This window comes from Neorhizobium populisoli (genome assembly GCF_019430945.1).
Classification (GTDB): Bacteria; Pseudomonadota; Alphaproteobacteria; order Rhizobiales; family Rhizobiaceae; genus Neorhizobium; species Neorhizobium populisoli.
In genome coordinates this window covers 366,515-385,758 of the sequence record NZ_JAHYCB010000007.1, presented here as the reverse complement: position 1 = coordinate 385,758, position 19,244 = coordinate 366,515, and the positions used below count along the sequence as shown (strand labels likewise).

At 61.0% G+C, this 19,244-nt stretch carries 19 protein-coding genes; 17 read left to right on the top strand and 2 right to left on the bottom strand.

Features of this window, described 5'->3' with window-relative positions; all coding sequences use genetic code 11:
* Nucleotides 1-60 precede the first annotated feature (60 nt).
* The 16 genes from KX729_RS21855 (at nucleotide 61) to KX729_RS21780 (ending at nucleotide 16,576) form a co-directional block, all read left to right on the top strand.
* The gene (locus tag KX729_RS21855; protein WP_219744603.1) at nucleotides 61-1,062 is read left to right on the top strand and encodes an ABC transporter ATP-binding protein; all 1,002 of its coding nucleotides are present in this window, start codon (nucleotides 61-63) and stop codon (nucleotides 1,060-1,062) included.
* Nucleotides 1,059-2,039, top strand: coding sequence for an ABC transporter ATP-binding protein (locus tag KX729_RS21850; RefSeq protein WP_219744602.1), 981 nt, complete (start codon nucleotides 1,059-1,061; stop codon nucleotides 2,037-2,039). Before KX729_RS21855 ends, KX729_RS21850 begins: the two co-directional genes overlap by 4 nt.
* A gap of 3 nt (nucleotides 2,040-2,042) precedes the next feature.
* Complete coding sequence (locus KX729_RS21845) at nucleotides 2,043-2,972, top strand: ABC transporter permease (protein ID WP_219744601.1); 930 nt, start codon at nucleotides 2,043-2,045, stop codon at nucleotides 2,970-2,972.
* Nucleotides 2,973-3,034: 62 nt separating this feature from the next.
* Nucleotides 3,035-3,856 (top strand): ABC transporter permease, encoded by an 822-nt coding sequence (locus tag KX729_RS21840; protein ID WP_376776037.1) that lies wholly within the window; start codon nucleotides 3,035-3,037, stop codon nucleotides 3,854-3,856.
* A gap of 365 nt (nucleotides 3,857-4,221) precedes the next feature.
* Nucleotides 4,222-4,929, top strand: coding sequence for a TerC family protein (locus KX729_RS21835; RefSeq protein WP_219744599.1), 708 nt, complete (start codon nucleotides 4,222-4,224; stop codon nucleotides 4,927-4,929).
* Nucleotides 4,930-5,253: 324 nt separating this feature from the next.
* The gene (locus tag KX729_RS21830; RefSeq protein WP_219744598.1) at nucleotides 5,254-6,210 is read left to right on the top strand and encodes a VOC family protein; all 957 of its coding nucleotides are present in this window, start codon (nucleotides 5,254-5,256) and stop codon (nucleotides 6,208-6,210) included.
* 18 nt (nucleotides 6,211-6,228) lie between these two features.
* The gene (locus KX729_RS21825; RefSeq protein ID WP_219744597.1) at nucleotides 6,229-6,957 is read left to right on the top strand and encodes a PIG-L deacetylase family protein; all 729 of its coding nucleotides are present in this window, start codon (nucleotides 6,229-6,231) and stop codon (nucleotides 6,955-6,957) included.
* 15 nt (nucleotides 6,958-6,972) lie between these two features.
* Nucleotides 6,973-7,644 carry a 4-carboxy-4-hydroxy-2-oxoadipate aldolase/oxaloacetate decarboxylase gene (gene ligK, locus KX729_RS21820; RefSeq protein WP_219744596.1) on the top strand — a complete coding sequence of 224 codons (672 nt, stop codon included), beginning with the start codon at nucleotides 6,973-6,975 and terminating at the stop codon, nucleotides 7,642-7,644.
* 169 nt (nucleotides 7,645-7,813) lie between these two features.
* Nucleotides 7,814-8,869 carry a 4-oxalomesaconate tautomerase gene (locus KX729_RS21815; protein ID WP_219744595.1) on the top strand — a complete coding sequence of 352 codons (1,056 nt, stop codon included), beginning with the start codon at nucleotides 7,814-7,816 and terminating at the stop codon, nucleotides 8,867-8,869.
* A gap of 17 nt (nucleotides 8,870-8,886) precedes the next feature.
* Nucleotides 8,887-9,756, top strand: a complete 870-nt coding sequence (locus tag KX729_RS21810; RefSeq protein WP_219744594.1) for an NAD(P)-dependent oxidoreductase — start codon at nucleotides 8,887-8,889, stop codon at nucleotides 9,754-9,756.
* A 201-nt stretch (nucleotides 9,757-9,957) separates the two neighbouring features.
* On the top strand, nucleotides 9,958-10,650 hold the full coding sequence (locus KX729_RS21805) for a GntR family transcriptional regulator (RefSeq protein ID WP_219744593.1): 693 nt from the start codon (nucleotides 9,958-9,960) through the stop codon (nucleotides 10,648-10,650).
* 141 nt (nucleotides 10,651-10,791) lie between these two features.
* A complete protein-coding gene (gene ligM / locus KX729_RS21800) occupies nucleotides 10,792-12,204 on the top strand; it encodes a vanillate/3-O-methylgallate O-demethylase (protein ID WP_219744592.1) in 1,413 nt (470 codons plus the stop codon).
* Nucleotides 12,205-12,295: 91 nt separating this feature from the next.
* Nucleotides 12,296-13,219, top strand: a complete 924-nt coding sequence (locus KX729_RS21795; RefSeq protein WP_219744591.1) for a methylenetetrahydrofolate reductase — start codon at nucleotides 12,296-12,298, stop codon at nucleotides 13,217-13,219.
* An 84-nt stretch (nucleotides 13,220-13,303) separates the two neighbouring features.
* A complete protein-coding gene (locus KX729_RS21790) occupies nucleotides 13,304-14,554 on the top strand; it encodes a LysR substrate-binding domain-containing protein (RefSeq protein WP_219744590.1) in 1,251 nt (416 codons plus the stop codon).
* Between the two features lie 78 nt (nucleotides 14,555-14,632).
* Entirely contained in the window at nucleotides 14,633-15,412 is a 780-nt protein-coding gene (locus KX729_RS21785; protein WP_219744589.1) for an IclR family transcriptional regulator, read from the top strand.
* Between the two features lie 150 nt (nucleotides 15,413-15,562).
* A complete protein-coding gene (locus tag KX729_RS21780; protein ID WP_219744588.1) occupies nucleotides 15,563-16,576 on the top strand; it encodes an amidohydrolase family protein in 1,014 nt (337 codons plus the stop codon).
* A gap of 55 nt (nucleotides 16,577-16,631) precedes the next feature.
* Here the strand turns inward: KX729_RS21780 and KX729_RS21775 are convergent, their stop codons facing one another.
* The gene (locus KX729_RS21775) at nucleotides 16,632-17,435 is read right to left on the bottom strand and encodes an MBL fold metallo-hydrolase (RefSeq protein ID WP_219744587.1); all 804 of its coding nucleotides are present in this window, start codon (nucleotides 17,433-17,435) and stop codon (nucleotides 16,632-16,634) included.
* Between the two features lie 186 nt (nucleotides 17,436-17,621).
* On the opposite strand from KX729_RS21775, the gene KX729_RS21770 reads away from it, so the two are divergent.
* Nucleotides 17,622-18,725, top strand: a complete 1,104-nt coding sequence (locus tag KX729_RS21770; protein WP_219744586.1) for an acyltransferase family protein — start codon at nucleotides 17,622-17,624, stop codon at nucleotides 18,723-18,725.
* Between the two features lie 2 nt (nucleotides 18,726-18,727).
* Here KX729_RS21770 and KX729_RS21765 read toward each other — a convergent pair whose 3' ends face one another.
* Nucleotides 18,728-19,210: an Lrp/AsnC family transcriptional regulator gene (locus KX729_RS21765; RefSeq protein ID WP_219744585.1), complete on the bottom strand. Its 483-nt coding sequence runs from the start codon at nucleotides 19,208-19,210 to the stop codon at nucleotides 18,728-18,730.
* Between the last annotated feature and the right edge of the window lie 34 nt (nucleotides 19,211-19,244).

Below are 19,244 nucleotides of genomic sequence, written 5' to 3'. Positions count from 1 at the left end.
CCCGTTTCCCGTTTTCGGCGCCGCTTCAGTGAAGCGCCCACCCAGACAAGGAGACGGTTCATGCCGTTGGTCGAAATCTCCAATCTCGGGGTCGCTTTCAGCGGCGTTCCGGTCCTACACGGGATCAATCTGACGATCGAAAAAGGCGAGGCCGTCGGTCTCGTCGGCGAATCCGGTTGCGGCAAGTCGGTGACCTGGCTTGCGGCGCTTGGCCTTCTGCCGGGCAAGGCTTCGGTGTCCGGCTCGGTAAAACTCGGTGACGAGGAACTCGTCGGTTCGCCACGCGAAAAGCTGGAACATGTGCGCGGCGGTCGCATCGCGATGATCTTCCAGGATCCGTCCAGCTCGCTTAATCCGGTGCTGCGTGCCGGCCGGCAGATTGCCGAGGCCGTCTCCCTGCATCAGGGGCTCAGCGGCGCCACGGCACGTGCGGAAGCGATCCGGCTGATGGATCTCGTCGGCATTCCGGATGCCGTCCGTCGTTTCGACAACTATCCGCACGAATTTTCCGGCGGCCAGAACCAGCGCCTGATGATCGCCATGGCACTCGCCGGCAAACCCGACCTGCTGATCGCCGACGAGCCGACCACGGCGCTCGACGCGACCATCCAGGCACAGATCCTCGATCTGCTCATTTCGCTTCGCCAGGAAACCGGCATGGCGATCGTCTTCATCAGCCACGATCTCGGTGCGGTAAGCCAGATCTGCGAGCGCGTCTGCGTCATGTATGCCGGCCGCATCGTCGAGCAGTGTTCCACCGAAATGCTGTTTCGCGCACCGCGCCATCCCTATACGCGCGGGCTGTTCGACGCGATCCCGCGGCTCGATGCCGGCCGCGAGCGGCTGATCCCGATCCCCGGCACGGTGCCGCAGGCGGGCCGCATGCCGGCCGGCTGTGCATTCGCGCCGCGTTGCGCCCACTCGTCCGAAGTCTGCCATAATCAGGTACCGACGCTTTCTGGCACTGATGGTTGGGCGACCGCCTGTTTCCATCCGCTGGAGGAGCCCGGCGCGCCGGGCCCATCAGCCCACATTTTGGTCGAGAAGGTGGAATTCGCATGAGCGCGACCAATCTCATCGAGGCGAACGATCTCGTCAAAACCTATATTTCCCGCAAGGGCCTGTTCGGCACGCCGACACATGTGCGCGCCGTCGATGGCGTGACACTGTCGGTGGCGCCTGCCACAACGCTCGGCATCGTCGGTGAATCCGGTTCCGGAAAGTCCACGACCGGCCGCCTTCTGCTCGGCCTCGAAGAGCCCAGCGAAGGCCAGGTGCAGTTCGACGGCAGGCCGATGCCGAAGCTCAAGAGCAATGCATGGCGGCAGCTGCGTTCGCGCATGCAGCTGGTCTTTCAGGATCCGCTTGCGGCGCTCGATCGTCGCATTCCGATCGGCACCCAGGTCGCCGAGCCGCTGGATATTCACGCGGTCGGCAGCGAGAAAGAGCGCAAGGATCGCGTCGAGACACTGCTGCAATCCGTCGGGCTTCGCCGCGACCAGGCGAGCAGCTATCCGCACGAACTGTCCGGCGGCCAGCGCCAGCGGGTCGTCATCGCCCGCGCCATCGCCACCAATCCAGACCTCTTGGTCTGCGACGAACCGGTTTCGGCGCTCGACGTTTCGATCCAGGCGCAGGTCATCAATCTTCTGCGCGACCTGCAGGAAACCCGTGGCATCGCCATGGCCTTCATCAGCCATGACCTGAAGGTCGTCCGCAATATCTCCGATCGCGTCGCGGTCATGTATCTCGGCCGCATCGTCGAGGAAGCGCCGTCCGAGGATATCTTCCGCCGGCCGCTGCATCCTTACACGCAGGCGCTGGTCTCCAGCGTGCCGGTGCCGGGCACGGCGCTGAAGGACCGGATCATCCTGCAGGGTGAGCCGCCGAACCCGGCCGCCCGGCCGTCCGGCTGCGCCTTTCATCCGCGTTGCGCGGTGGCGATGGAGCGGTGCAGGGTCGAGATTCCCGCCTTCGTCTCGGTCGAGGCCGGCCGCAAGGCCGCCTGCCATCTCGTGCCCGCCACTTCGGAGACCTGATCGATGTTGCGTTTCTTTCTCATCCGGGCGCTGCGCGCTTTCATGACGATCGTTCTGGTCGTCACTTTCGCTTTCGTCGTGCTGCGCCTGTCCGGCGACCCGGCGTTGATCATCATGGGTCCGGAAGCGCCTCCAGATGCGATTATCGCTTTCCGCAAGGCCTGGGGTCTCGATCAGCCGATCTGGATCCAGTATCTGAGCTATTTCGGCGCGATCCTCGGTGGCGATCTCGGCATTTCCATGCGTGACGGCCAGTCGGCGATCTCGCTTGTCATGGACCGCATTCCGGCGACGTTGCAGCTCACCGTGCCGGCGCTGATCCTCAAGCTGATGATCGGTATCCCGTCGGGCGTTTATGCGGCGCTGCATCGCGACAGTGCGGTGGATCGCGGCGTCATGGCAGGCGCCGTTATCGGCTTCACCATGCCGAGCTTCGTGTTTGGCCTCATTCTCGTGCTGCTTTTCTCCGTCACCTGGGGCCTTTTGCCCTCCGGCGGCCGCGACAGCTGGATGCATGCCATCCTGCCGATCGTGACGATGAGCATCGGCGGCGCCGGCATTCTGGCCCGTTTCTCGCGCAGCGCGATGATCGAAATTCTCGGCCAGCCCTATATGCGCACCGCCAGCGCCAAGGGCCTGCCGTGGCGCCGGGTGATCTGGGAACACGCTTTCCCGAATGCGGCGATCCCGATCGTCACGATCACCGGCTTCATGGTCGGCACGCTGATCGCCGGTGCCGTGGTGGTGGAATCGCTGTTCTCCTGGCCGGGCATCGGCCGCCTGCTGGTGGTGTCGGTTTCGAACCGTGACCTTGCCGTCGTGCAATGCATCCTGCTGATGGTGGCCGCGACGATGGTCATCTCCAATTTCGTGGTCGACATTCTCTACGGCTATCTCGACCCGCGTCTTCGCAACAACCAAGCCCGGCACTAAGGAGAATTGATATGGCTAACCCCGCTGTTCAATCGGCTCCGGTTATCGGCGCCACGCAGAAGATGAAGTCGAAGCGCCGATTTCCGATCTTCGTCGCTATCGGCGTCGTCTGGATCGTCGCGATGGTCGTCATCGCATTGTCGGCTGACTGGATCCGCCCCTATGCGATCACGTCAATGGACCTGCGCAACCGTTTGTCGATGATGGGTAATCCCGCGCATTGGCTCGGAACCGACGAACTCGGCCGTGACGTGATGTCCCGCCTGATCGAGTCGATCCGGATTTCGCTGCTGATCGCCTTCGGCGCGACGCTGATCTCCGCTTTCGTCGGCACCACGCTCGGCTTCCTGGCGGCCTATTTCCGCGGCATCGTCGAACAGTTGGTGCTGATGCTGGCCGACTTTCAGGCCGCCATGCCCTTCCTGATCATGTCGCTGGCAGTGCTTGCGTTCTTCGGCTCGTCGCTGACGCTGCTGATCTGCCTGATGGGTTTCTATGGCTGGGAGCGTTACGCCCGTATCGCCCGCGGCCTGGCGATTGCGGCGAGCGGACAAGGTTATGCGTCAGCCGTCACCCAGCTTGGCGCCAAGCCGTCGCGGGTCTATCTGAAGCACATCCTGCCGAACATCGCCTCGACGCTGATCGTCTCGATGACGCTGACCTTCCCGGAAATCATCCTGATGGAATCGAGCCTGTCCTTCCTTGGCCTCGGCGTGCAGCCGCCGATGACCAGTCTCGGCAACATGGTCGGTTATGGCCGCGAGTATCTGACCCGCGCGCCCTGGATCATGCTGGCGCCGTCCTTCGTCATCATGCTGACGACGCTGTCGATCTCGATCGTCGGCGACTGGCTGCGCGACAAGCTCGACCCGACGGTTTCCTGATCACGGCCGCGCCGGCACAGATTTCGCGTTGCCGGCGCAGCTTTTTCTGAGGAATGGCAAGGGATCGTCAACGATCCCGTACAAAATAGCGGCCCCGCGTTCATTCTTTCGTGAAGTCTTCACTTGAGTTTCCGCAATCATGGCGCTAAATCTCGGGCTACCAGGACCGGGCCCCTCTGGCAGTTCATCCGTGAGCTGTGATGTCGGACTGGATTTAGTCCAACTTGGGTGCCTGGTGTTCGTGGAAATCACGCGACGAAAACGGCGGTGACCTGCGACAGGCTTAAACGCCAGTCGCAAGGCTCAGTTTCGTCACGCTCCGCGGCACGCGGCACTCCTGCTATTTCGAGATCGGGTGCCAAATGATGGAAATTTTCAGTGCGGAGGCGCTTTCAGCCCTCGCGCAAGTTATCATGATCGACCTTGTGCTGGCCGGCGACAATGCGATCGTCATCGGCCTGGCCGCCGCCGGCCTTCCGAAGGAAATCCGCGCCAAGGCCATTCTGGTCGGTATCATCGCAGCGACCGTGCTGCGCATATTCTTCGCCGCCGTCACCCAGCAGCTGCTCGCCATGGGCGGCATGGTGCTGATCGGCGGCGGTATCCTTCTGCTTTATGTCTGCTGGAAGATGTGGCGCGAGCTACGCTCTCCGCACCATCATGAAGAGGAAGCGACCGAGGCGCTTGAAGGCGAAGACCTCAACAAGGATGGCAAGGTTGCCGCCGGTGCACCGAAGAAGACCTTTGCCCAGGCTGCCTGGCAGATCGTCATCGCCGACGTTTCGATGTCTCTCGACAACGTTCTGGCGGTTGCCGGTGCGGCCGGTCATCACGAATGGGTGCTGATCGTTGGCCTCGGCCTCTCCATCGCGCTGATGGGCCTTGCCGCAAGCTTCATCGCTCGCCTGCTGAACAAGCACCGCTGGATCGCTTATGTCGGTCTCGCGATCATCTTCTACGTGGCAATCGAAATGGTGCTCAACGGTACCAATGCCGTGTGGCCGGGTTCGCTCGACTGGTTGCCGTTCTTCGGAGGCCATGGCGCCGCACCGGCACCGGCTCCGGCGGGCTGACCAGCTCTGCCCGCTGTCTGACAGCGAGATGAATTTGCGAAGGCGCGGCATGTTTTGCCGCGCCTTTTTCGTTTGTCGCGGCCATGAATCGGGCAGGCGGCTTTGGTCTATTTCAACCAAAACTTATGACGCGGCAGAAGAACCTATTCGTCAGTCTGCCTATCTCCTCCTATGTCTTTTCCAACCGTCGGTACTCACTTGCCGGCCGGGTGCGGGTGGAGGAAGCCTGCTTCGAATTGGAGGAGAAAGCCTGTCCACCGGGCGTTCTCAAGCCGGTTGCGGGCCAATCACTTGACCCGGATCGTCGAGTATTTGGGAAAAGCAATGACCGAGAACTGTTACGATGTCGCCCATCTGGGTCACGTTGAACTCTATTCCGACCGTTTCGACGAGACGCTCGATTTCTTCACCCGCGTCTATGGCCTGACCGAGAGCGGACGGGACGAAAACAGCGTCTATCTGCGCGCCTTCGACGATTATGAATTCCATACGCTGAAGCTCACCCGCCACAATACGACCGGCATCGGCCACATCGGTTACCGCACCTCTTCACCGGAGGCACTGGAGCGCCGTGTCAAGGTGATCGAGGACAAGGGCTGGGGTGTCGGCTGGAGCGAAGGCGATCTCGGCCATGGCCGCGCCTATCAGTTCAAGAGCCCGGATGGGCATCTCTTCGAACTTTACTGGGATACCAAGGAATATGTGGCGCCGCCGGAAGAGAAACCGGCGCTGAAGAACATCGCCCAGCGTTATCACGGCCGCGGCGCTTCCCCGCGCCGCCTCGACCATGTTAACCTGCTTGCCTCCGACGTTAGCCAAATCCGCGAGTTCATGACGGTGGCGCTCGGCAGCCGCGTCACGGAAATGATCCAGCTCGACAACGGCCGGATCGGCGGATGCTGGTTCACCATCAACAACAAGACCTATGACCTTGCCTGCTCGGAAGACCATACCGGTTCGCACGGCCGTTTCCACCACGTCACCTATGCGGTCGACCAGCGCGAAGACATCCTGCGCGCCGCTGATATCTTCCTGGAAAACGGCGTTCACATCGAATCCGGCCCGCACAAGCATGCGATCCAGGGCACGTTCTTCCTTTATGTCTGGGAGCCGGCCGGCAACCGCGTCGAAATTGCCAATGCCGGCGCGCGGCTCATCCTGCGGCCGGATTGGAAGCCGGTCGTCTGGACCGAGGCGGACCGCAAGAAGGGCCAGGCCTGGGGCATGAAGACGATCGAAACATTCCACACGCACGGCACGCCGCCGGTCGCTCATAAATAAGATATTACGAGGCATATCATGGCAAAGACAGCATTGGTCATCAGCGCCCATTCGGCGGATTTCGTCTGGCGCTGCGGCGGCGCGATCGCGCTGCACGAATCCAAAGGTTACGAAGTCACCGTCATCTGCCTGTCCTATGGCGAACGTGGCGAGAGCGCCAAACTCTGGAAGAATCCGGGCATGACGCTGGAAAAGGTCAAGACCGAGCGCCGCAAGGAGGCTGAAGCGGCTGCCAAGGCGCTCGATGTCACCGACATTCAGTTCTTCGATCTTGGCGATTATCCGCTAGTCGTGGATCAGGACGCCAAGTTCAAGTTGGTCGACGTGATCCGCAAGGTGCAGCCGGAATTCATGCTGTCGCATTCCAAGGTCGACAACTACAATACCGACCACATGTATGCGACGCAGGTGGCGATCGAAGCCCGCATGATCGCCCAGGCCTGGGGCCACAATCCAGGTGAGAAAGTGCTCGGCGCGCCGCAGCTCTATCTGTTCGAGCCGCACCAGACCGAACAGATGGAATGGAAGCCGGACGTCTTTCTCGACATCTCGCCCGTCTGGGACAAGAAGTGGGCGGCCATCCAGTGCATGGAAGGCCAGGAACATCTCTGGGACTTCTACAAGAACGTTGCCGAGAACCGCGGCAACCACTTCATGCGCAATTCCGGCGGCCAGGCCAGTGGACGCAAGTCGACCCATGCGGAAGGCTTCCAGTCGGTCTTTCCGCGCACCGTCGACGAACTCTGAGGAAGGTGAACTCCGATGGGTGTCGTCGTCCAGAATATCGAGCGTGCTGATCAGTCGGTCATCGACCGGCTGGCCGCCTGCGGTGTTGCCACCGTTCATGAGGCGCAGGGCCGCAAGGGCTTGCTCGCCAGCTATATGCGGCCGATCTATTCGGGCGCCCGCCTTGCCGCAAGCGCGGTGACGATCTCCGCGCCGCCGGGCGACAACTGGATGCTGCATGTAGCGATCGAGCAGTTGAAGGCTGGCGACATTCTGGTGCTGGCGCCGACCAGCCCTTGCGAGGACGGTTATTTCGGGGATCTGTTGGCGACCTCGGCGCTGGCGCGCGGCTGCAAGGGTCTGATCATCGATGCCGGCGTGCGGGATGTGGCCGATCTGACCGATATGGAATTCCCGGTCTGGTCGAAGGCGACCTTCGCGCAGGGCACAGTCAAGGAAACGCTCGGTTCGGTCAACGTGCCGGTCGTCTGCGCCGGTGCCTATGTGCGTCCGGGCGATGTGATCATCGCCGACGATGACGGCGTTTGCGTCGTCGCTCGTGAAGAGGCCGAGGCGGTGGCGAAGAAGGCGGAAGCTCGTGTGGCTGCCGAAGATGACAAGCGCAAGCGGCTCGCGGCTGGCGAGCTTGGCCTCGATATCTACGACATGCGCGGCAAGCTCGCGGAAAAGGGTTTGAAGTATATTTGAGCGGTGGGTGCCGTTTTCCCTTCTCCCCAGCGGGGAGAAGGTGGCCCGAAGGGTCGGATGAGGGGGCCAAGCGCTCAAACGCCAATGGTAGGTGTTGCTCCGTGTAGCCCCCTCATCGCCTCGCATTCGCTCGGCACTTCTCCCCGCTGGGGAGAAGAGGGAGGTAACTATGACTGACACAGAAACCGGCATCCGATGCATGTGGATGCGCGGCGGCACATCCAAGGGCGGATATTTCCTCGCCGAAGACCTGCCGGAAGATCGCGATGGTTTTCTCCTTCGCGTCATGGGCTCGCCCGACGCCCGCCAGATCGATGGCATGGGTGGCGCCAATCCGCTCACGTCAAAAGTTGCGGTCGTGAAAAAATCCGAGCGGGAAGGGGTCGATATAGACTATCTCTTCCTGCAGGTCTTCGTTGACCAGCCGATTGTTACTGATGCTCAAAACTGCGGCAATATCCTTGCCGGTATCGGGCCTTTCGCCATCGAGCGCGGGCTGGTGCCGGTGAAAGGTGACAGGACCGAAGTTTCGATCTTCATGGAAAATACCGGTCAGATCGCCATCGCGACGATCGAGACGCCCGGCGGCAAGGTAACTTACAAGGGAACGGCGCGGATCGATGGCGTACCGGGCACCTCCGCGCCGGTGCCGATCGTATTTGCCGATACCGCCGGTTCCTCCTGTGGTGCGCTGCTGCCGACCGGCAATGCGGTGGACGAGATCGACGGCGTCGCCTGCACGCTGATCGACAACGGTATGCCTTGCGTCGTGATGCGGGCCGATGTGCTGGGTATCAACGGTGACGAAAGCCCGAAGGATATCGAAGCCAATCAGGAACTGCGCGCCAAGCTGGAGGCGATCCGCTTGAAGGCCGGGCCGATGATGAATCTCGGTGATGTGACGAAAAAATCCGTGCCGAAGATGACGATGGTCTCGGCGCCGACGGCGGGCGGAGCGATCTCCACGCGCACTTTCATTCCGCATACCTGCCACGATGCGATCGGTGTACTGGGCGCAGTCAGCGTCGCGACGGCATGTCTCCTGCCCGAAGGGCCGGCATCCGAACTGGCAGTCATTCCTGGTGGCGACGAGAAGCTGATGTCGATCGAACATCCGACCGGCGAGATGAGCGTCATCGCGACGATGAAGGATGGTGAGGTTTATCGTGCCGCCGTTCTGCGCACCGCGCGCAAACTGTTTGATGGCATGGTTTTCGGCAACTGAGTGCGAGGAACGAGACGATGAGAATTGCATTCCTGGGGTTCGGCGAAGCGGCCCGAGCCTTCCATGACAGTCTCGCGCCGAGGCTCGATGGCGGCGAGTTCTGGGCATACGATATGCTGCTCGACAAGGCGGACAGTGCAGCCGACATGCAGGATGCGATCACCAGCCGCGGCGTCCGGATGGTGGAAACGCCGGCGGGGCTTGCCGATGCCGAATGGATTTTCAGCGCCGTCACGGCCGACCAGAGCCTTGCCGCAGCGCAGTCGATCGCGCAGCATCTTGGACAGGGCGCATTGTTCATCGACATCAATTCCGTCTCTCCGGGCCGCAAACGGGAGACTGCCGAGCTGATCAACGGTTCGGGTGCGGACTATCTCGACATGGCCGTGATGGCGCCCGTGTATCCGAAGGGGCATGCGACGCCTGTTCTACTGGCGGGCAATACGGCTGAAGAGCTTCTGGAGCAGTTCCGCGGTCTCGGTTTCAGTGCGGATTTCGCCGGTGAGAAGGTGGGATCGGCGACGGCGATCAAGATGGTGCGATCCGTCTTCGTAAAGGGGCTTGAGGCGATTACCGTAGAGGCGCTGCTGGCAGCGGAAGCTTCGGGCTGTTTCGAAGAGATCCTGGCATCGCTCTCTGGCAGCTTTCCCGGTCTCGATTGGTCGAAATTTCCGGACTACCAGTTCGAGCGGACGACACGTCATGGCCGCCGCCGTGCGGCAGAAATGCGCGAAAGCGGCGTGACGCTCGACGCACTGGGCCTGAATGGCGGCATTGCCCGCGAGACGGCCGCTATTCAGGACGCGATGGCGGCAAGCGGCGTGAAGGCGTCAGGCGATCTGCGCGAGACAGTTATTCGCGTACTGGCGGCCCGCCGCAGCAGCTGAGCGCTTGTATACGCGGTCTAGCTTGTTAAGGCACTGAACCCCACGGTTCAGGTGCTGAAATCGGCTGTATACATGGGGCTTGGCCAATTCATCTTCTATCGCTAAGATTTGCCATGGACAGGCTGAGGTTGCTGCCTCGCCGCTGGCAAGGATGTTGAATTGGAAGAAAGCTCGAGAACGACCCACACGACTCGCGCGCTGATGGAGCTTCGCAAGAAAATCCTGAGCGGCGATTATCCCGGCGGCACGCGGCTGTTCGAGGTTCCGCTTGCCGAGACGCTGCAGATTTCCCGCACGCCGGTGCGCGAGGTCATGTCGCGGCTCGCCGAGGAAGGGTTGCTGGATCGCCTCGCCAATGGCGGCTTCGTGGTGCGCAGCTTCACCTATGCGGACGCGGTCGATGCAATTGAGCTGCGCGGGGTTCTCGAAGGCACGGCGGCGCGTTTGGCAGCCGAGCGCGGAGTGTCGCAGGCGGGGCTCGACCAGCTTCGCGAATTGCTGGCACGTTTGGAGGACTGTTTTGGCGAAGGCGCGGACGAGGTGGATCTCGAAGCCTATTCCGATGCGAACGCCAAGTTCCATGTCGTGCTCGTCGAGCTGTCCGGCAGTTCGGTGATCCAGCGCGAAGTGGAGCGCGCGACGCGGCTTCCTTTAGCCTCGCCCTCGGCCTTCTTGTCGGGCCGCGCGCATGTCGCAGCCTTTCGGCAATCGCTGCATATTGCCCAGGATCAGCACCGATCAATGGTGCAGGCGATCGCCGGACGCGAAGGCGCGCGGGCCGAGTTCATTGGTCGCGAACATGCCCGCATCGCCCGCAAGAACCTTGATTACGCGGTGTTCGAAGATCCTGAGCTGATGCTGAGCGTGCCCGGCCTGGTGCTCCTCAATTCCTAGGATTTGGCCACCTTTCTGTCGCCGTTAAGTCCCCGATTTACCATCCGAGGGCGATCGTAAGTGACCCGAACATTCCCCCTTGCATTTGTGCGCTGATGTCGTCATGTATACACGACACTTCAAACCACAGGGAGGAATTCCGTGTCCCAGGCTAATCTCACTCAAGTTTTGAAGGATGCCGGTAACACCGTCGAGCATCTGCGCAACTCCAAGACTGGCATCTATGTATACCCGGTCGTCGCTCCGGAATTCTCCAACTGGCGTTCCGAACAGGCTGCATGGCGCGATGGCGCCGTTCTTTTCGATCAGTCGCACCACATGGACGAACTCGTCGTCGAAGGTGCTGACGCCGCGAAGTTCCTCGAAAGCCTGTCGATCAACAGCTTCGCCAATTTCGGCACCAACCGTGCCAAGCACTACGTTCCGGTCACGCCGGCCGGTCACGTCATCGGCGACATGATCATCTTCCGCGAAACCGAAGAGAAGTTCGTTCTCGTCGGCCGCGCCCCGACCGCCAACTGGCTGCTCTACAATGCATCGCTCGGCAAGTTCAACGTCAAGCTGACGCATGACCCGCGCTCGCCGTCGCGCCCGGATGGCAAGCTCGTCACCCGCATTCACTACCGCTACCAGATCCAGGGTCCGGATGCGCCGAAGGTCTTCGAAAAGATGAACGGCGGCCCGATCCCGGAAATCAAGTTCTTCCACGTCGAGTGGATCAATGTCGGCGGCCGCAAGGTTCAGGCCCTGCGTCACGGCATGGCCGGCGCTCCGGGTCTGGAAATCTGGGGTCCTTACGACCAGAAGGACGAAGTCCGCGCCGCCATCATCAAGGCCGCTGAAGAAGCCGGCGTTGACCTTCGCCCGGTCGGCAGCCGCGCCTATGCCACCAACACGCTGGAATCCGGCTGGATCCCGTCGCCGCTCCCGGCGATCTATACCGGCGATGAGCTGCAGGGTTACCGCGACTGGCTTTCGGCCCAGAGCTACGAAGCGTCCGGCTCGATCGGCGGCAGCTTCGTTTCCGACAATATCGAAGACTATTACCTGAACCCTTACGAGCTGGGTTACGGCGTCTACGTCAAGTTCGACCACGACTTCGTCGGCCGCGCCGCCGTCGAAAAGCAGAAGGCTACTCCGCAGCGCCGCAAGGTGACCTTCGAGTGGAATTCCGACGATGTGGTCAAGGTTATCGCTTCGGCCTTCCAGCCGGGTGAACAGGCCAAGAAGTGGATCGACTTCCCGCTTTCCAACTACGCCTCGTCGAGCTTCGACAAGGTCATGAAGGACGGCAAGGTGGTCGGCCTGTCGATGTTCAACGGTTACTCCTACAACGAGCGTTCCATGCTGTCGCTCGGCGTCGTCGATGCCGACATCAAGGAAAACGACATTCTGACGCTTATCTGGGGCGAACCGGATGACGGCACGTCCAAGACCTCCGTCGAGCAGAACCACGGCCAGGCTGAAATCCGCGTTCGCGTCGCTGCTGTGCCTTACGCACAGGAAGCACGTGAAAATTACGCCGAAAGCTGGCGCACCAAGAAGGCCCTCTAATGGCCTTGGCGTGCGAGAAGACAATTCTCGCACGCCGTTCCGCCCTCTGGATCGGGCGTTTCATCATTGGTCAAGCGGGGGAGGTTAGACGATGGCACTGTTAAATCTATTCAAGGGCAGACAGGAAGAAAAACCCGCCGAGCCCGCCGGTTTCAGGGATCTGATTGCCGGTTATTCGATCGAAGTCATGCCGCGCACCGCGGCAAAGGTCGAAGACTTCAAGACGCTGCTGCCGAAGGGCACGCGCGTCTATATCGCCCATATCGAAGGCACGCCGATCGAGGACATGGTTTCGACGGCCAAGCGCCTTACCGATGACGGTTTTGCCGTCATGCCGCATTTCCCGGCCCGCATCATTCCGACGCTTGCGACGCTCGAGGACTGGATCAAGCGCTACCACAATGAAGCCGGCGTCGAACAGGCGCTGCTGCTCGGTGGCGGCGTAGCATCGCCGGCTGGCGATCTGAACAACTCCATGCAGCTGATCGATTCCGGTCTGTTCGACAAGTACCATTTCAAGCGCCTGCATGTTGCCGGCCACCCGGAAGGCAACAAGGATATCGACCTCGACGGCAGCACCAGGATCGTCGACGAGGCTTTGCGGATCAAGCATGCATTCGCCGAGCGCTCCGGCGCCGAAATGGCGATCGCCACGCAGTTCGCCTTCGATGCCAAGCCGGTCATCGCCTGGGCGGAGCGTATCGCAGCAGCCGGCGTCAAGCTGCCGATCCATCTAGGCATTGCCGGCCCGACCAAGCTGCAGACGCTGATCAAGTTCGCGATCGCCTGCGGCGTCGGCCCTTCGCTCAACGTGCTGCAGAAACGCGCCATGGACCTGTCCAAGCTGTTGACGCCTTACGAGCCGACGGAAGTTCTGGCAGAAATCGCCGACTATAAGGCAGCGCATCCCGAAAGCCTGATCCAGCAGATCCACGTCTTCCCGCTCGGCGGCATTCGCGCCAGCGCGGAATGGATGAATGAGCAGCTGACCGGCGAAAAGAGCGTCGCGCTCTGATTTTGAGATTGGCCGGGCAGGTGATAGGCTTGCCCGGTTCCCACTTCGACCGACTGCCGGGAGGACGGCGGGGGAGGACTGAACGTGGAATACCCCAATCTGCGTCATATTCGTCTCTTCTGCGCCTGCCTGCGCACGGGTTCACTCACCCAGGCGGCCGATATCGTCGGCGTGACCCAGCCTGCCGCTTCGCAAGCCATTTCCCGTCTCGAAGACCTGTTCGGCACCCGGCTTCTGGAGCGGGCGCCCGGCCATGCCATGGCGACGCCGGAAGGCCGAGTGGTGCAGGCGCGGTCGCTGCGTGCGCTGGAATTGATCCGCACTGGCTGTCAGCGGCTTAACCCCGATGTGCCGCAACGGGGTTCCGGGGCTGATGCCCGGCTGACGATTTCCCATCTCCGCGCACTGCAGGCTTTTGCGCAGGCGGGCGGTTTTCCGGGGGCGGCGCGTATTCTCGAACAGTCGGGTGCGGCGGTTCAGCGGACCGCACGCAGCGCGGAAGCGGTCCTCGGTTCGAACCTGTTCGAGGCGGATGGGCGGGCGACGAGGCTGACGGGCACCGGTCGCGCCGTGGCCCGCTGGGCAGGCCTTTCGCTGAAAGAACTCGGCAACGCTACGGAAGAAGTTCTGGAGCTGCGGGGCAAGTTCGACGGTCTGGTGTCGATCGGCGCGCTGCCGATGGCCCGTACGACGATCGTGCCGGATGCGATCGCATCTCTCTCCTCCACCTATCCGCTGGCGCGGTTCGAAATTATTGAGGGCAGCTACGAACAGCTGCTCAGCGATCTCGAGATGGGGCATATTGATTTCCTGATCGGCGCCTTGCGCAGCCGTATCTCGCCATCGCTCAATCAGGAGCTGCTGTTCGATTTCCGGCTGGCAGTCGTTGCCGGCGCGGGACATCCGCTGGCGAGCAGGGCGGATGTTTCGGTTGCGAACCTTGCCGATTACCCCTGGGTCGTAGCGCGCAAAGGCACGCCGAACCGCAATACGTTCGATGCGCTGGCGGCACGGTTTCCGGAAGGCCGACAGCGGCAGGGTACGGTCGAGACCGGATCGCTTACGACGCTACGCGGCCTGCTGATGCAGTCGGATCGGCTGGCGCTTCTCTCACGCCATCAGCTGCGGCACGAGCTGAAAGCCGGGTTCCTGACGCTGCTCGATTTCGAGGTGCCGGCGAAACCACTTTCGATCGGTATCACCACCCGCCGCAACTGGCAGCCGACCGCGTTGCAGGCCGAATATCTGGCAGCTGTCCGCCGCGTCGTGGTCTCAGAGCAGTCGGCCAGCACGCCGGAGGGCATGCGGTTCGCTGCCCTGCACGCTGCCGAATAAAGCCCTATTGCCATTGCCTTTTTCGCGTCTATCGTTATCCGGAAACATGAACCGGCACGATAGGGAGAGCGGATCATCTTGAGGAAAAAGGCCGTCAACAGTCTCGAACGCCTGCAGGCGGTGCTGGAGGTTTTCACCGAGGACCGGTTGGAATGGACGCCCGAGGAGTTGATGGAGGAGCTGGGTTACAGCCGGCCGACGCTCTACCGTTACCTGAAGATCCTTAAGGATACCGGTTTCCTCACCTCGATGCCGAACACGGGCTTCACGCTCGGGCCGCGCGTGGTGGAGATGGATTATCTGCTCCGCAAGTCCGACAACCTGCTCCTGTCCGGCGCGCCCTATCTGCAAAAATTGACCGCCCGCTATGAATGTACGGCTCTACTGGTGCGCTGGTATGGCGACAAGATCCTTTGTGTCGATTCCCTCAGTTCTAGCCGCGAGCCGCTGACCAGCTATCCGCGCGGGCGACCGATGCCGCTCAGCCGTGGCGCGATCGGCCGGTCGATCATCGCTTTCCTGCCGCGCCGTCACCTGCTGCCGCTCCTGAAGCGTACGCTTGGAGATTGGCAGGTCGCGGGCGTCGGGGAGACAATTGAAGAGGTGCTCGATGCCCTCAAAGCAGTCCGCAAAGCCGGCTATGCTCTGGCGCATGGCGAGGTGACGCCGGGCGTCGTTGGCTTTGCCGCGCCGATCTTCGATGCGGGACAAAGTCCAATTGCCAGCATTTCCATGACCATGGCGGAAACCCAGGTGCGGGACGCGCTTTCGGACGAGATCGGCCGGGAAGTTCTACTCGCCGCCGGTGAGATCAGTGCTGCGCTGGCCTCTCATCGGCATCACATTTCTAATCAATAATCTCATATTGCAAGAAAATGTGTTGACTTTAAATGCCCGCGTTCGCATCTTGGCGGCGAGCGGGGCAGAGCTTTGGCTTCAGCCTTTTCGCGCGTGGAATTTTTAGTCTGCGGGGCGGCAGTCCGCGCGGATGAGCTTGGAGGAGCACCCATGAAGAAGATCGATATTTTCAACCACATCTGGCCAAAACCGTTTTTCGACCGCCTGATCGGCTATATCGGCACGATGACCGACGTCACCATGCGCTCCGGCGCGGTGCCGATGATGACCGACCTCGATCGCCGCTTCCAGGTGATGGATCTTTACGGCGAAGACTACCAGCAGGTTCTGTCGCTCGCTTCGCCGCCGCTCGAAAAGCTGGCCGGCATCGAACGCGCCATGGATCTCGCCCAGATCGGTAACGATTCGATGGCCGAACTCTGCCAGAAATATCCGGAACGCTTCCCGGCCTTCATCGCCACCGTGCCGATGGAAAACCAGGAATGGATGATGAAGGAAACCCGCCGCGTGATCGAGGAACTCGGCGCGCATGCGATCCAGATCTTTACCAATTACAGCGGCAAGCCGCTCGACCGTCCGGAATTCGAACCCTTTTTCGAATATATGGCGAAGGCCGGCAAACCGATCTTTCTGCATCCGTCGCGCGGCGCGAACTTCCCGGACTATCTCACCGAAGACCGCTCCGAATACGAAATCTTCTGGACTTTCGGTTGGCCATACGAAACGTCGGCCGCGATGGCCCGCCTCGTCTTCTCGCGCATGTTCGACAAGTACAAGGGCCTGAAGATCGTCACCCACCATGCCGGCGGCATGGTGCCCTTTTTCGAAGGCCGCGTCGGCGCCGGCTGGGACCAGATGGGCAAGCGCACGTCCGATCGCGACCTTTCGACCGTGCTGAAGGCGCTGGAGCGTCCGCATCTCGAGTATTTCAAGGAATTTTATGCCGACACGGCGAGCTTCGGTTCGACCAAGGCGATCGAGCATGCGATCGAATTCTTCGGCGAAGACCGCGTCGTTTTCGCATCGGACGCGCCGTTCGATCCGGAAGGTGGCCCGATGTATATTCGCGAGACCATCAAGGTTCTCGACAACATGAACATTTCCGATGCCACCCGTCAAAAGATCTATGAGGGCAACGCGAAAAAGCTGCTTGGCCTGAAGTAACGATCACAGCATCAGGTTTGGATGAAACGCGCGGGTCTCGAACACCCGCGCGTTTTCATTTGGATATGCGGTCGATGTAGCGCTTTGCGGAGCGGGCGACGATGGCGTTGCCGTCTTGCCGAACATTCTGATGCGTGAAGGCGCCATAGATGCGCTCGAACGGCCAGGGTGCAAGACGTTCTGCGACGTCTGCCACTTCTGGTGCGCTGAGCGGTATCATGTTCGGATAGCTCCACATGAAGGAGACATGGTCGGTGCCGGGCGTGACCTGGACGATATCGCCGGCGAGCAGCACGCCCTTGCCGTCTTCGCCCGTCCAATGCAGCACCGTGCCGCCATCGAAATGCCCGCCCCCATGCACGAGCGTGACGGAAGAGGAAAGCACGAGCGCATCCTCATCCCATAACCGGATGTGATCCGAAGGACGGCAAATCCATTCACGGTCCCTAGCGTGCAGATAGATCGGCGCATCGAAGGCAACGGCCCAGTCCTGCATGGTCGTGTAATAATGCGGATGGGAAATGGCGATGGCGCTGAGCCCGCCGAGCGATTTGATAAGCGCTTTCGTCGCGTCATCCAGCAAGGCGATGCAGTCCCAAAGGATATTGCCGGCAGGCGTGCGCAGCAGCAGCGCGCGTTGGTTGATCGCGAAGGCGGGCACGGTCTGGATCGCCGTAAGGCCCGGTTCCAGTTCAAGCCAGGTATTGCGATGCGTGGCGGCGAGCTTTGCAGGCGTCGTCCAGCTCTGACCCGGGGGAGGAACGTATTGCCGCTCGTCGGCGCAGATCGGGCAGCTTTGCGGCGCCTCGTCTCCCGCGTCGAAAGATGTGCCGCAGGCGTTGCAAAGAAAAACCGTCACCGAACCCTCCCTTCGTGATGAAAAGTCTTTGTCATTAAACTGACAACAAACGCTATTTGGGGCGGAAAGGAAAGCTTTTGCACGGGCTTGGCATTGAAAACGCTCGGATTGTCATCTGCTGATTCACCATTTCCCAAGGCTGTTCAGTTATCCTGGCTGGAATTTCCATTGTCTGCCGAGGATCGGATGGCTGCTCCCAAGACGCCCCGCCTGCTCAATCTGGATATTCTCCGCCTTGCCTCGGCGCTGATGGTCCTGATGTTCCACTATGGTTTCCGCATGCGGATATCCGGCGAGGGCGGTGGTATCGGCTTTCCGGAATTGGCGCCGTTCGCCATCTGGTTCGATACTGGCCTGCTGATCTTCTTTGCGATTTCCGGTTATGTCATTACCATGTCGGCGGAAGGCCGTTCGGCCTATGACTTTGCGGCCGGGCGTTTTGCGCGGCTCTGGCCGACATTCATCGTCTGCGCCACGATCACCGCCGCCGTTCTGGCCATTTGGCACGTACCGACACTCGATCCGCCCACCGTCAAGCAATGGCTGGCGCATGTCGTCATCATCTCGCGCGGGCTTGGCCAGCCGTTTCTCGACGGCGCCTACTGGACGATCGCCTATGAGATCATCTTCTACGCCTGGGTTTTCCTGGCGATCGCGACCGGCGTGTTCGAGCGAGGCTGGCGGATTGCCGTCATTACATGGCTCGCCATCTCGGTGCTGAACGAAACGATGATCGGCAGTGGCGCGGTGCAGAAATTGCTGATCACCGAATATTCCGGTTATTTCGCTTTCGGCCTGGCGCTTTACAAGGTGCAGAAGCAGCCGGGTCTCGCGAATCTTTGTGTTCTCGCTGCTGCTGCCTGTTGGGCAATCGCCAGCCCATTCCTGACCCAGCCGGATTTCGTCGAAACCTATGCGCTGGATCGCAGTGTTTTCGGTCTGGCGCTGATTGGGCCGGTGGCGCTTGGCGCGATGACGCTTGCAGCGCTGCTGCCGTCACTTCGGATTTCACCAGCTGTGGCGGTCGGCCTCGGCGGACTTACCTATCCGCTTTATCTGCTGCACCAGAATATCGGCTATGCGGCTTTTGCTAATTTCGGTACCGAGCAGAACCGATGGCTGGTGGCGGTGGGCTTGCTCTTCGCTCTGCTGTTCGTCTCCTGGGGGATCGCTCGGACGATAGAACCGTTTGCCCGGCGCGGCATCATCCGCATTGCGGGCCGTATCAAGGAAGAGTTTCTGCGGATACGGTCATCCGGTCGGAATGTGGCCGAAAGCCGGGCCAAATAGTCTCAGCTCGGCAGATGGCCGAGCGGCAGCGGAGCCGTTTCCTTCAGCGCGCGGATCGCAAAATTGCTGCGGATATCTGCGACGCCCGGCAGCTTGAGCAGGATACCGAGCAGCAGCTTCTCGTAAGCCGCAAGATCGGTGACAACGACCTGTAGCAGGAAATCCGCTTCGCCCGACACCAGATGACAGGCGATAATTTCCGGCACATCACGGATTGCGTCGCTCAATGCATCCGGCGCGGTGTCATGATGGCGCTCCACCCGCACCCCGACAAAAATCGTCAAACCAAGGCCGAGTTCAGTGCGGCTGAGGCTGGCATGATAGCCGCTTATAACGCCGGCCTCTTCGAGGATTTTGACCCGTCTCAGGCATGGCGAAGGCGAAAGACCAACTTCATCCGCCAGTTCCACATTGGTCAGCCGGGCGTTGCGCTGCAGAGCGGCAAGGATTTTGCGGTCGATCGCATCAAGTTTCAATGTTGGCATAAAATCACCGAATAGAATTACCTGCGTTATTGAT

Coding starts and splice junctions, on each gene's coding strand:
- KX729_RS21825 (WP_219744597.1), top strand. CDS start 6,229: ATGGCAAAGACAGCATTGGTCATCAGCGCCCATTCGGCGGATTTCGTC.
- KX729_RS21795 (WP_219744591.1), top strand. CDS start 12,296: ATGGCACTGTTAAATCTATTCAAGGGCAGACAGGAAGAAAAACCCGCC.
- KX729_RS21780 (WP_219744588.1), top strand. CDS start 15,563: ATGAAGAAGATCGATATTTTCAACCACATCTGGCCAAAACCGTTTTTC.
- KX729_RS21840 (WP_376776037.1), top strand. CDS start 3,035: ATGAAGTCGAAGCGCCGATTTCCGATCTTCGTCGCTATCGGCGTCGTC.
- KX729_RS21835 (WP_219744599.1), top strand. CDS start 4,222: ATGGAAATTTTCAGTGCGGAGGCGCTTTCAGCCCTCGCGCAAGTTATC.
- KX729_RS21770 (WP_219744586.1), top strand. CDS start 17,622: ATGGCTGCTCCCAAGACGCCCCGCCTGCTCAATCTGGATATTCTCCGC.
- ligK (WP_219744596.1), top strand. CDS start 6,973: ATGGGTGTCGTCGTCCAGAATATCGAGCGTGCTGATCAGTCGGTCATC.
- KX729_RS21765 (WP_219744585.1), bottom strand. CDS start 19,210: ATGCCAACATTGAAACTTGATGCGATCGACCGCAAAATCCTTGCCGCT.
- KX729_RS21805 (WP_219744593.1), top strand. CDS start 9,958: ATGGAGCTTCGCAAGAAAATCCTGAGCGGCGATTATCCCGGCGGCACG.
- KX729_RS21815 (WP_219744595.1), top strand. CDS start 7,814: ATGACTGACACAGAAACCGGCATCCGATGCATGTGGATGCGCGGCGGC.
- KX729_RS21845 (WP_219744601.1), top strand. CDS start 2,043: ATGTTGCGTTTCTTTCTCATCCGGGCGCTGCGCGCTTTCATGACGATC.
- KX729_RS21855 (WP_219744603.1), top strand. CDS start 61: ATGCCGTTGGTCGAAATCTCCAATCTCGGGGTCGCTTTCAGCGGCGTT.
- KX729_RS21810 (WP_219744594.1), top strand. CDS start 8,887: ATGAGAATTGCATTCCTGGGGTTCGGCGAAGCGGCCCGAGCCTTCCAT.
- KX729_RS21850 (WP_219744602.1), top strand. CDS start 1,059: ATGAGCGCGACCAATCTCATCGAGGCGAACGATCTCGTCAAAACCTAT.
- KX729_RS21830 (WP_219744598.1), top strand. CDS start 5,254: ATGACCGAGAACTGTTACGATGTCGCCCATCTGGGTCACGTTGAACTC.